10 protein-coding genes and 2 pseudogenes are annotated in these 12,985 nt (G+C 37.7%); 2 read left to right on the top strand and 10 right to left on the bottom strand.

The genetic code is table 11. From position 1 onward, the window contains the following. Positions 1–11 precede the first annotated feature (11 nt). Positions 12–1,214, top strand: a complete 1,203-nt coding sequence (locus AC625_RS09660; RefSeq protein ID WP_049681115.1) for an MFS transporter — start codon at positions 12–14, stop codon at positions 1,212–1,214. A gap of 281 nt (positions 1,215–1,495) precedes the next feature. On the opposite strand, the gene AC625_RS09655 is transcribed toward AC625_RS09660, so the two are convergent. From AC625_RS09655 to AC625_RS09645, 3 genes and pseudogenes are all read right to left on the bottom strand, one after another. Further along, complete coding sequence (locus tag AC625_RS09655) at positions 1,496–2,023, bottom strand: hypothetical protein (protein WP_342670987.1); 528 nt, start codon at positions 2,021–2,023, stop codon at positions 1,496–1,498. Between the two features lie 333 nt (positions 2,024–2,356). Continuing rightward, a pseudogene (locus AC625_RS09650) lies at positions 2,357–3,543 on the bottom strand (IS110 family RNA-guided transposase). Between the two features lie 287 nt (positions 3,544–3,830). Next, a complete protein-coding gene (locus AC625_RS09645) occupies positions 3,831–4,271 on the bottom strand; it encodes a hypothetical protein (protein WP_049681114.1) in 441 nt (146 codons plus the stop codon). Positions 4,272–4,830: 559 nt separating this feature from the next. On the opposite strand from AC625_RS09645, the pseudogene AC625_RS09635 reads away from it, so the two are divergent. Next, positions 4,831–5,085: pseudogene (locus tag AC625_RS09635) on the top strand (IS3 family transposase); the annotation flags it as partial. A 73-nt stretch (positions 5,086–5,158) separates the two neighbouring features. Here AC625_RS09635 and AC625_RS09630 read toward each other — a convergent pair. The 7 genes from AC625_RS09630 to AC625_RS09605 form a co-directional block, all read right to left on the bottom strand. Next, on the bottom strand, positions 5,159–6,229 hold the full coding sequence (locus AC625_RS09630) for a sulfate/molybdate ABC transporter ATP-binding protein (protein WP_049681111.1): 1,071 nt from the start codon (positions 6,227–6,229) through the stop codon (positions 5,159–5,161). 1 nt (position 6,230) lies between these two features. Beyond that, the gene (cysW, locus tag AC625_RS09625; RefSeq protein WP_049681110.1) at positions 6,231–7,118 is read right to left on the bottom strand and encodes a sulfate ABC transporter permease subunit CysW; all 888 of its coding nucleotides are present in this window, start codon (positions 7,116–7,118) and stop codon (positions 6,231–6,233) included. A 16-nt stretch (positions 7,119–7,134) separates the two neighbouring features. Continuing rightward, positions 7,135–7,968 (bottom strand): sulfate ABC transporter permease subunit CysT, encoded by an 834-nt coding sequence (cysT, locus tag AC625_RS09620; protein ID WP_049681109.1) that lies wholly within the window; start codon positions 7,966–7,968, stop codon positions 7,135–7,137. Between the two features lie 70 nt (positions 7,969–8,038). Further along, positions 8,039–9,103, bottom strand: coding sequence for a sulfate ABC transporter substrate-binding protein (locus AC625_RS09615; protein WP_049681108.1), 1,065 nt, complete (start codon positions 9,101–9,103; stop codon positions 8,039–8,041). Between the two features lie 257 nt (positions 9,104–9,360). Next, complete coding sequence (locus AC625_RS25670; RefSeq protein ID WP_425415441.1) at positions 9,361–9,534, bottom strand: YezD family protein; 174 nt, start codon at positions 9,532–9,534, stop codon at positions 9,361–9,363. 1,247 nt (positions 9,535–10,781) lie between these two features. Further along, positions 10,782–11,078 (bottom strand): helix-turn-helix domain-containing protein, encoded by a 297-nt coding sequence (locus AC625_RS09610; RefSeq protein WP_049681107.1) that lies wholly within the window; start codon positions 11,076–11,078, stop codon positions 10,782–10,784. Between the two features lie 157 nt (positions 11,079–11,235). Beyond that, the gene (locus tag AC625_RS09605) at positions 11,236–12,279 is read right to left on the bottom strand and encodes a two-component system sensor histidine kinase NtrB (RefSeq protein WP_049681106.1); all 1,044 of its coding nucleotides are present in this window, start codon (positions 12,277–12,279) and stop codon (positions 11,236–11,238) included. Positions 12,280–12,985: the final 706 nt, after the last annotated feature.

Raw genomic sequence — 12,985 nt, 5'->3', positions numbered from 1 at the left:
GGAGATAATACATGATGAAACCAATTAAAGAACAAAAGACGGTATTAATTATTCTTCTAAGCAATATATTCATTGTATTTCTAGGAATTGGACTCATCATCCCCGTTATGCCGTCTTTTATGAATAGCATGCATTTATCAGGAAGTACGATGGGCTATCTTGTTGCCGTATTTGCGGTAGCACAACTGCTTATGTCACCATTCTCAGGTCGCTTTGTTGACCGTTATGGCAGAAAGAAAATCATCATCATCGGTTTATTCCTTTTTGGTATTTCAGAACTTATCTTTGGTTTAGGCACGAACGTATCGGTGTTTTATCTATCAAGGATCCTAGGAGGAATTAGTGCCGCCTTTATTATGCCAGGTGTTTCTGCATATGTTGCAGATATTACATCAGTTCAGGAACGTCCAAAAGCGATGGGCTATCTTTCTGCCGCCATTAGTACTGGCTTTATTATAGGACCTGGTATCGGTGGCTTTATTGCAGAATATGGTATGCGCTTGCCCTTCTTCTTTGCAGCAGCCATTGCTTTTTTAGCATGCATTTCATCAATCTTTATTTTAAAAGAGCCGCTTACAAAGGAACAGCTTGCAGAAATTTCTGCTAATACAAAGCAAACAAACTTTATTGGCGATTTAAAAAGATCACTTAATCCGCTTTACTTTATTGCATTTATCATTGTATTTGTACTCGCTTTCGGTTTATCAGCATATGAAACTGTTTTTAGCCTATTTTCTGATCATAAATTCGGCTTCACGCCGAAGGACATTGCAGCTATTATTACAATAAGCTCAATCTTCGGCGTTGTTGTACAAGTATTTATGTTTGGAAAAATGGTAGATCTGCTCGGTGAAAAGAAACTAATCCAATTATGTTTAATTATAGGTGCAATATTGGCGATGGCGTCCACCATGATCTCTAGCTTTTTGGCAGTGTTGGCGGTAGCTTGCTTTATCTTCCTTGCATTTGACTTGCTTCGTCCGGCATTAACAACATATTTATCAAAAGCTGCCGGGAAAGAACAAGGATTTGTTGCTGGAATGAACTCTACTTATACGAGTTTAGGTACTATCGTCGGGCCAGCCATGGGCGGAATCCTATTTGACGTAAACATCCACTATCCATATCTTTTCGCTGCCGTAATTATGGTCATTGGCCTCGGTATTACAGTCATGTGGAAAGAAAACCAATTGACAGAAAGCTTAGCGCAATAATTAGAAAGACACGAGGCGTCTGTGGAACAATTCGGAACCCCCTGATGCTCAAGGGGTTCCGAATTGTTCATTTTTATCGTTTATACATGATTTTACACATGGTTGATGAATCAACATTATCGGCTTCTGAAGAAGCTTGGTAGCTGCATAAAAAAGGGGTGTTTTATGCAAATTTTTCTTTCGCTATAGCACCCGTTAATGAAATTTATTCCAAATGCATTGCGATTTCAAGACCAGTCGGTTTGTTTTTAAAAGGGGTACTAAATTCTTTAAAAACTAAGTCAAACCCTGATATATCGTCTGGTAAAGGTGGGAGACACAATGAAATTGTAGGTGATATGCCCTTCTGAACCACCACCTCCAGTAACTCGACAATCATAATAATCTCCTACAAATAATTCAAGAAATCTATACCAAGAAGTGTCACCATGAGAATCGTTTGTGGCATCCCAATGGATATCTAAATTTACAACGCTGGCATTTTCATATTGACGAATACATGGTACCGAATATAAATATTTTCCTTTTTCAACTAACTTTAAGATTGGTAAATTTCTTTGAAATCCAGTAGGTTCAACACGAGGCCGAAATTCTTCATCATTTCTCAGTTCTCCAAATAATAACCTTAATAAATCCTCATGCAGACCGAACTTTTCAGCCCAATGAGAGATATTTTCCAGAGGTGGAAAACCTGGATTGTTGTTAGACAGTTCTTTACGTTGTTTCAACAAAGAACAAATTTGTTCATCAATTGAAAATATACGTTCATCATAATAGTCAGTTGGACGTTCAAATGGCATTCGTTTCATTAGTGTTACCTCCTAAACTTTGTAACAAACCTCGCGTCGTTTCATTGTATTTCAGCATATAATGGTATTTTTTAAAAAATCGGCAGGCACCTATTCAACAATCCTGCTTTATTAGTTGAAGAAGTTTTTTTCAAATGTATGATTTTGTATATTTTCGTACATTGAAAAGACCACCAATTTGGTGATCGCGTTGTTGAATTAAACCAGCTAATAGGATGTCAATATCTTTCTCTAAAATTTTCATTTCCCTTATGATATACTATTTTTGGTCATGACAAATAGCCCTCCAAAGCCCTTTTGGAAGGATTCTTCTCCGTTTCACAAAACCGTTAATTAGGTTAAATCTAGGAACATTTCTTTTCTCTTTAATAAAGCGTAAATCCAATGAAGAAGTTTATTCATACAGGCAACGATTGCCACTTTGGCTGGCTTTCCTTCTGACTTTTTCTTATCATAGAACGCTTTAAGCTTTTTGTTTCTTGAACTCCTTATCCCGCATAAAACGGCAAGATACAGGGATTGACGTAGTCTACTCGAACCCCTTTTTGTAATACGATTAATGGTTGCCGTAAACTTACCTGATGAGTGAACACTAGGGCCGAATCCAGCGTAGGCCGAGTTTTTCGGATGATTAAACCGATCGATTTCACCAATCTCAGAGATCATCGTGGCTGCGATTTTTTCTCCTATACCAGGAATCGATTGGATCATCTTATATTCTTCCATTTCATTTGCCAGGGCAACTATACGATCTTCCAAATCAGAAAGGTGTCCCTGGTAATGAAAAAGCGACTCCATATACATACGCAGATTAATTAAGTGACTTTGATACACGCTTGTTCGAAATGGATTTCGAGATGCGGAATCCATTATTTTTTTGGCCTTTTCCCATGCCCATTGACCAGATCGGCTAGGACAGAACTCCATTACACTCTCTGCTAGTTTATTTTCCCCGACTGTTAATACCGTCTCTGAAGTAGGGTATTCTTTTAACATCAATAATGAAACCTTTGAAAATAAATCGCCAAAAACTTTTCGGTATTCAGGAAACACTTGATCTAAAATAGTATGAAACTGAAGTTTAGCTTCCACATACATATTCGTTACGATTTCCTGTTGCCTTGACAAATTCCGAAGGTCTAAAAGCTTAATTCCTCTAATTTTATGAGGTTCAAAATCCTCTTTGTAATACAGCACACACAACTGGTACGCATCGATTGAGTCTGTTTTTACCTTTCGTAAACTAGACTTCTTTGCCTGATAAGAAATAATGGGATTTAGTAAGATATATAGAACCCCTTGTTCCTCCAAGTATTGAATAACGGGCGTATGGTAATGCCCTGTAGATTCTAAATTGATCATAGGCATTCTTCGATCTCTTTTAAAAATCCGATAAAATGATCTAATTCCTCTCTAGTATGCTTTATTGAAAAGCTCTTCCCATACGGTTTTGATTTATTTAAAAATGCCTGAACTTGGCTCTCTCCCTTTGCCACATCCAGACCAACTACTGGATTCATCGTTTTTTCCTCCTCTACGTACTAACCAGTACCCCCAGTCCTCCATGTAGTGTCATAGCTTCGCTTGTTATACGAGATCTACGTCCCAACTAGCCTCAAACATGTTTCTACAAGTAGGGGGCGGACAGTTTAGTTCACGGGATCATGTCCCACGCACCCGTACGTCCTACCCTGGCTACTGATATAATAGATTCTATTAAAAAAAGGTCAACCAGTAATCTTTACTGGTCGACCTTATAATACGAAATCACCCGTTAGTTCAACAAGGACGTTTGCTTTAAATAGACTTAATCCCAATAATTAAAGATTACATCTCCAATTCTTTCGGGTTTCCAATAGGCTATTTGTTTCAATTCAGCATTATTAAATTCATTGTCTTTTTGAAAAAATGGTTCGTTCAGCTCCTTAGTACCCAAAACACTATAAAAAGGGCTAAATTCTTTATATAAATGAGGTTCATCAATAAAATTAATTTCTCCGAAATTAACAACAGAAGCAAAAGTTAGTAAAGGATAATGTGCATTCAGCAGTATATGAAAATGTTTATTAAAAACATTAACTTCCACATCAAAGAAATTTGTTTCTTCTGTTGGTGCTTTAAATTCTAAAACCGTTCCTCCGTTATTTTTTATGATACTGAAACATAACTGTTTAAATTGTTTTCCATCAATTTTTGGAGGTTCGCATTGTTGTTCATAAAAGCCAGTTATACCGTTAGGTAATTTCATAAACTACCACCCTCATTAAATTCTAATTGAATATATTCCCTTTGCATCTTCTTGAACTGATTTCAACCATTAGCTTAATAAGCTAGATAAAAAAGCTCCTCTTATTTTATATCAAGAAGGGTTTACATAATCACCCTTATAGGTACTGAAAAAGAATCTTCGGTTGGAAGATCCTTTTAGCTGCTTGTTCAATTAAAGCGCTCTTTTACGTACGGAATAACATATCAGCTTCTATTAGCTGGTTTGGAAAATTAATCTTTTTTGTTCTTTGACTTTAATCTTTTTATGTACCATTTCCAAATTAAGATTATGGAAATTACCATTAGTAATAAGGTAAATACAAGGTCTAAATCCTTATCAAACATAAACCACATCTTATAACCTAAATTAACCTTTTCTTTCGGCTTTAAACCCTCTCCAAGCAGTTTCTCATACTCACTACTTGAATTTACCATACTAACAGGACTACATGGACTGTTAGTATATATCCCATTCTCTTCGTTAAGATAAATAAGATATTTTTTTCCCTTTTCAAAGTTATAACCCCAAGTAAAATCAGTTTCAAAAGTTGGTGAAGAAAATGAAATTAGGACAATCCATGTCACGTCGTGGAAACTGTTGGGATAATGCCCCACAAGAATCATTCTTTGGCCAATTTAAAGATGAAACAGATTTGAAAAAATGTGAGACATTAAAAGATGTGAAACGCGAAGTGAAAAGTTATATGACCTATTACAATCATTATCGAGGACAATGGAACCTAAAAAAGATGCCGCCTGCAAAATACAGACAGCACCTCCTTCAAGTTGCCTAGCTTTTTTTTTAATGTCCTTTACAAAGGGTACACTTTATTTTGAAGTAAGGCTTCATTTGCATGTTCATGATGTCTAAATGGAATAATCCTCTGGAATAAACACTTTTAATTGTTTTGGTTTGACATAGACTTCCACACCTGTTATTAAATTGAGGCTTCGAAAATGTTCTTTTGTTAATTCTGCTTCTAAAACATCTCCTGTGTCTGTTCGAATGAGTTCAAGTTGGACGACCGCCCCAATCATATGAATATATATAACTGTTGCAGCAACGGCATCCGGACTCTTTTCTCTTTCGATGTTGATATCATGCGGCCGGACATATCCTACGGCTTCTGTATTCTCGGCTCCTAAAAATTCAGGTGCATCAACTTCAAAATGACCTTGCCGTAATTTCCCGTTATGAAGACGTCCTTTAAACAAATTGACATTGCCTAAGAAGTGATAAACAAATGGACTATTGGGATAATCATACACTTCTTCCGGGGTGCCAATCTGCTCAACCTTTCCTTCATTCATAACCACGATTCGGTCCGCAACATCGAGCGCTTCCTCCTGATCATGCGTTACAAATATACTCGTAATCTGATAATCATTATGGAGCTTTCTTAACCAGCGGCGCAGATCCTTCCGTACCTTTGCATCTAATGCACCGAAAGGTTCATCTAACAAAAGAACTTTGGGCTCCACGGCCAAAGCTCTCGCTAAGGCCACACGCTGGCGCTGTCCACCAGACAAATGGGAAGGATAACGATTGGAAAACGCCTCTAATTTTACCAATTTTATCAATTCCTTTACCTTCTTTTCTATCTCCGGTTTGCTTGGTCTGCTTTTTCGCGGACGTACTCTTAACCCATAAGCGATATTATCAAACACAGTCATGTGGCGGAATAATGCATAATGTTGGAACACAAATCCCACTTTCCGTTCTTTTGTACTGACATGGGTTATATCTTCATCACCAAACAGGATAGCTCCCTGATTTGCCGCTTCTAATCCCGCGATAATCCTTAGGAGGGAAGTCTTCCCTGAACCAGAAGGACCAAGAAGCGCAATTAGCTCACCCGTTTGAATATCGATATTAATTTGATCAAGGGCTCTAAAAGTCCCGAACGATTTTGAAATATTTCTGATTTGAATACTCATCCTAGAAACCTCCTTCTTCAGATACCATGGATTTTTTCGCTTTCCATTCAATCAGATTCTTCACAACCAAGGTGAAAATGGCGAATAGCGACATTAAGGAAGCAACCGCAAAGGCTGCTGAAAATTGATATTCATTGTATAAAATTTCAATATGAAGCGGCATTGTATTGGTTACGCCGCGAATATGCCCGGACACAACGGATACAGCACCAAATTCCCCGATTGCGCGGGCAGTACACAAAATAATGCCATATAATAAGCCCCACTTAATATTTGGAAGAGTCACCAATAAAAACGTCTTCCAACCGCTTGCCCCTAACGTCATAGAGGCTTCTTCATCGGCCGTCCCTTGTGTCTGCATCAACGGAATTAATTCCCTAGCCACAAAAGGAAGCGTGATTAACAAGGTTGCCAGAACAATTCCCGGCACCTCAAAGATAATTTTTATATTATGCGCCTGCAGCCAAGGGCCAAATATACCATGGCTGCTAAATAATAACACAAACACTAATCCCGCGATCACAGGCGAAACGGCAAAGGGCAAATCAATAATCGTAATGAGTAAGCTTTTTCCTTTAAAATTGAACTTCGTTACCGCCCAGGCAGCAGCCACTCCAAAGATGGCATTTAGTGGTACCGTTATCAAAGCAACTAACACCGTTAACCTAATCGCGGATAAGGCATCAGGACTGCTGATTGCAGCGGAAAACACTGCACTTCCTTTTTCAAATGCTTTGATAAAAATGGCAACGAGCGGCAAAACCAAAAACAAACATAAAAATCCAAGAGCCGCTGTGATAAGGAGCCACTTCACCAAACGAGGTTCCGATTCTTTCATCGTTCTGTTTACCGGGGAATGAGGATATTGTATGGAAACATGTCCCGCCATCATTTCTTCCCTCCTTTTATATAAATTTGCGATTTGTCCGCCATTGTAATAGATTGATAATCAATAAGAGAATAAACGAAAAAATAAGCATAACGGCGGCAATGGCTGTCGCCCCGGCATAATCATATTGTTCAAGTTTCGTCATAATCAACAGTGGGGTAATTTCCGTCCGCATCGGCATATTCCCGGCAATAAACACCACGGACCCATACTCACCTAGGGCTCTCGCAAATGCTAGTGCGAACCCAGTTAGCGCCGCAGGCAATAATTCTGGGAAAATGACTTTTACAAAGGTCTGGAGTCGGTTTGCCCCCAAGCTCGCTGAAGCTTCTTCCATTTCTTGATCCAAGTTCTGTAAAACAGGCTGCACTGTTCGAACAACAAACGGTAATCCGATAAAGGTTAAAGCCATGATAATCCCAAGCGGCGTGAACGCCACTTTAAAACTCAAAAATTGACCGAGCCAACCATTCTTCGTATACAAGGTTGTTAAGGCGATTCCAGCAATCGCCGTGGGCAAAGCAAAGGGTAAATCCACGAGACCATCCACGATTCTTGCCCCTGGAAACCGATAACGAACCAACATCCAGGCAATTAACACCCCGAAAACCACATTGATGCATGCTGCTGTTAATGATGCACCAATGCTTAGCTTGTAAGAGGCCATCACACGCGGGTCAGAAATAGTCTGCCAGATTTTTGCCCATTCCACCGAAACGGTATTAATAAAAACCATTGATAATGGCAAAATCACGAGGAGACTTATATAAAACATGGTGAACCCAAGCGAAAGCCCGAATCCAGGTAGTACACCCACTCTTTTCATTTTCATGCTTTGTAAACGAGCCATGAGGTTGACCCCTTCCGTAAAAAATACTTGGGGCCCTTTATGGGGAGGCCCCGATTTTGGTTAAAGAAACTTACTTTGGCTGATAAATTTGATCGAACGTACCGCCATCACTAAAGTGTTCATCCTGTGCTTTTTTCCACCCTCCAAAATAATCATCAATCGTTACTAAATTAATTTTTGGAAAGACGTCTGCATACTTCTCAAGGATTGCTTGGTTCCGAGGCCGATAGTAATTTTTCGCCACAATCTCCTGCCCCTTCTCTGTATATAAATAATTTAAATAGGCTTCGGCAACTTCTTTTGTTCCCTTTTTATCCACCACTTTATCAACGACAGCAACAGGCGGTTCCGCTAGGATACTTAGCGAAGGTACGACAATTTCAAACTTGTCTTTCCCCAGTTCGTTAAGTGTTAAGAACGCTTCGTTCTCCCAGGCTATCAGCACATCGCCAATGCCCCGTTCCACAAATGTAGTTGTCGCCCCGCGTGCCCCTGAATCTAACACTTCGACATTTTTATATAATCTTCTCATAAAGTCCTTCGTTTTCACTTCTTCACCATTGTCTTTTTCTTGCGCATACGCCCAAGCCGCTAAATAATTCCACCTCGCACCGCCTGATGTCTTGGGGTTTGGCGTGATCACAGATATCCCTTTTTTCGTTAAATCGCCCCAATCCTTAATCCCTTTTGGATTCCCCTTTTTGACAAGAAAAACAATGGTTGACGTATATGGTGTAGAATTATCCTTTAGTTTCTTTTGCCAGTCTTTTGAAAGTAAGCCGCCTTTATCCGCAATTTCATCGATATCATAAGCCAATGCCAGGGTCACAACATCTGCTTCAAGTCCATCAATAACCGCTCTCCCCTGTTTCCCCGAACCACCATGTGATTGCTGAATGGTAACCTCCTGCCCCGTTTTCTCCTTCCAATATTGAGAGAATTCTTTATTAAACTCTTCATAAAGTTCACGGGTTGGGTCATACGATACATTTAATAATTGAACAGAATCCTTCTTTTTTGCCGTTTCCCGGCTGCTAGTTTCTTTCTTTGAATTTTGTCCACTCGTCGTGCCGCAGCCGGATAGAATAACGGCCAAAAGAATGAGTACTAATGTATATTTGTGAATAATTTTCATATAATTTCATTTCCCCCTTTGTTTTAACAAAAAAGACTGCTTAATTTTTTCAGAATGAACAAAAGAGTTGTTACCTGTGTTTCGGGGCAACAAGTTTTTTGCACGCCTGAAAATTAAGCAGCCTTCAGTGGACTAATCGGCTAATTCTTTTTCAATAAATGGACCTTTTTTTACACTAGAATTTATATCAACTTTGAGAAATGTCCAGTGCAAGCTCCCTACGTCTCTGACCAGGGTGCTTGCGCTTTTCTTACCTATCATTTTTGATTTTTTGATGTAAACCTCTTTGATTCAAAGCGAGTCTTTTCCGTTTTATCAATTTGCGTGATATTGCCGTCATGAATGGTTATGATGGCAGAACCATACTCAATATTCTTTAAAGTGGATAAAATAAAATTTGCTTTCACCTGATCTACAAGGCATATAAACACCTCCCCTATACTCCTAATATCATATAATATTACTCGGTTTTAAAGTCGAAAAATAGGGATCCATCAACCGACAGACAACAATGTTGCTTACACTTACTTATTGGATAAATCATTGGTCATCACTACTCCTTTCTAAATAAAAAAGGCTTATACTCCTTTTAAAGAGTATAAGCCTTTGGTTTTCCAATCAGCTTATTATTGAATTCGTTATGTCTTGTTCGGAACCTTTTAAATTATTATCATTTTATTCTGACTCTTTCTAGTTGTCAAGTGGGTTTTTCGTTTTTTTAACCCCTATTTTGAAAAACTTAATAAAGTCCAAGTCTACCCAATAGCCCTCCAATTTGCGATTGAGGATTTTCTTGCTGTGAGAACAGGCAATAAGATAAACGATTAAACGAATCCAAATAAATTCTTTCCTTAACATTTGAAGGATAAGCGCGTATATTGTTCAATTCATCTAGCAGATATCGGGGCCAATAAACACTGTACACTTTGTCAATTCTTAAGACTCCTCGAATTTTTTATGAAGATACTCAAGCCCTTGTTCTTTGCTGTAAATATGACCATTCACGCGATCTTCACGACTTCTTTGAATTTGACGAATAAGATCCTGGTCAATAGATAGCTTTTCAACATCTGTCCTATCTAGGACATCCTTTTCCCGTTTCTTGTTTAAATATCAAATGAAATCGTACACATCAAGAGTATCTTTTTCAGAGATTTGATCAATCATCCGTTTCAATTCCTCACGATTTACACTCAGGACCGTTCACCGCCTTGTGATTTTAGCTTTTTCCATTATATCAAATCAAGGATAAAACCTAATTATTATTCAGCCCGATTTACTACACTTCACACTTTACATCTCTTGATAATAGGTGGTAGTGAACATCGATTTTAAACCCTACCGAATTTACCTTACTCAAACCCTCAATCCTACGTTTTTCGCAGTGATAATAAAGTTTTCCTAATCCTGCTTTTTCCCCTTTTTTCTTTCAAGATCACACCTTTTCCCGCTCTTTTTTCACACTTCTTCTCAAATTCAAAAAAGTTTTCCGAGTTCACAAAAAGAAGAAAGGCTTATCCCGTATAAAATGTACCCTATAGAATAGACACTTTGAAAAAAGTCTATCCTGTAGGGTACTTTTGTTTATAATGAGAAAAAACATGTCGGAGAGAACTAAGATGACCAAACGATTATTTACGAAAAAAGAACAAGTACAACTAAAATGTAATCCTCATGTTCAAGCTGTTAGTGACAAAGCTATCACATATACAGATGAATTTAAACGTCTATTTTTTTCTGTATCACTTTCATCGTCTTTTTTAGCTCTACCTTTAAGTGGGTTACGAGATGTTCCTCTCTTTTCCTCTACCCCTTGAATTCCTTCTCTTTTATAGTGAGCTATCCATCTTTGAATAGTTGTAAATCCAATCCCTAGCTCTTTGGAAATGGATCTCATCTCCATATCTTCGTTTTCGTATAAATGAATCGCTTTTAGCTTAATCTCTTTTTTATAGGTTGTTCTAATTTTCCCCATGAAAAAATCCCCTCCATAGAAGACAGTATGATCCTTTCTTTTTACTGTCCACTATAAGGGGATAATAACAGTTTGTAGATCCTTTTTTATTTTTTATTTTATTAAAGCTCTGTTAAAGATTTTTTAGAATCCTGCTAAGAGGTTGGAAACCATTTTTTTATTTAACAGGAAGTTGAACATGAAAGGTAGTTCCTTCTCCAACTATACTTTGAACTCTGATATTCCCTCCGTGTTCGTGTATCGTTGTAAACACTTGAGTTAAGCCCAGGCCCGTTCCTTCGCTTTTGGTAGAAAAGAACGGTGTTCCCAGCATCTTTAACTTATCTCCAGATATTCCTACTCCTGTATCACTCACTTTTATATGAATCCATCCATTTTTATAATAATGTTCGATCCTAATTTTTCCTTTACCCTGAATAGACTCAAAAGCATTCTTTATCAGGTTAAAAAATGCTTTTAGAAATAAGTTTCTCTTCCCATTTGCTTTTCTCTCTGAATCTCTTAAATCCATTTCTACTTCCACGTTATAAAGCTTTTCTTGGAACAAAGACAATATAGAAGCTAATTCTTTACATAAATCAATTTGAACAAAAGATTCATCAGCTAAATCAGGTTTGGATACTTGTAATAAATTTTGTAAAGTATCTAAAGCTTTCTCTAATTCAGACTCCATCATATCTAAATAAGGATGTGATTGGGATTCTTTTAATAACTGTAAAAATCCTTTTACTGATGTGAGAGGATTTTTGATTTCATGAGCAATACCAGCTGCTATTTGACCGATTGACGCTAATTTTTCTCTATCATTCAAAAGCCTCTCTGTTATTTTACGATCTGTAATGTCTTGAATAATGATTTGAGCTAAGATCTTATTTTCCAAATAAAAAGGCGCAATCCTTACTTCAACATCAATAGTCCCCCCATCGCTCCTAATCATTTTTGATTCAATAAGTTCTATTTTTTTTTGTTTTTTCAGCACTCTTTTTACTTGTTCTTTACAACTATCATGGATGTCAAGAGGGAGAAAAACGCAAAAATTTTTATATAAAATGTCCTCTGGAGAATCTAACTTTAGCAATTTCAAACAAGCCCTATTACTGTAAAGGATTTTTTCTTCTGATCCAACAATCCAAATTGAATTGAGTGAATACTCAATTAATTGATGAAAATCTATGTATTTTGATTCAATTTGCAATTCCAAGTAAATACCCCCGATTACAATATTTTATCAGAAAACATTCTTGACTTAAATATAAATTTTTTTCCTTACTCCTTTAGTTCAACAAGATCCCAAAGCATCACATGAATATGTTATACAAAACTAGTTAACATAAAGTGAATTTTCGGAACTTCCGAAATATGAAACCCCTTGGGAAACAAGGGGTTCCGAATGGTCCATTTTTATCGTTTATACATGATTTTATACATGGTTGATGAATCAACATTTTCGGCTTCTGAAGAAGCCTGGTAGCTACATAAAAAAGGGGTGTTTTATGCATATTCTTCTTTAACTAGTCGAGTAGAAGGGAACCTCTCTACCTTGCGGTAGATTGTGTTCCTCCCCCCTCACAGAACCGTGCTTGCGCTATTTACGCACACGGCTCCTCCTAGTCACCATTCACAAAATATAGCTAATCTCTTTCGCTCAGATTTTGCTAATTCTGCTATCCTTAATAGTTTTGTGTCCATTTATTATCCCTACCTCTGCGTGTAGTAAATGTGTCCCTAGTAAGGGTGATAACTTGGTAGCAGCCTTTCCTCCATCGGCATTACCCAACTTCATTGGTACTACGCTGCTATCCGACTCCCTACAACGGCATTTGGCTTCCTTGCTTATTATCGCTTGTACACCATACTCTTCTATAAGAAGAAAAGACCGGTAGGGCCTCCCGAGTTGCCGTATCATA

The organism is Peribacillus loiseleuriae (assembly GCF_001183985.1).
In the GTDB taxonomy this organism is placed as follows: domain Bacteria; phylum Bacillota; class Bacilli; order Bacillales; family DSM-1321; genus Peribacillus; species Peribacillus loiseleuriae.
This window is presented reverse-complemented; position numbering and strand designations above follow the sequence as displayed.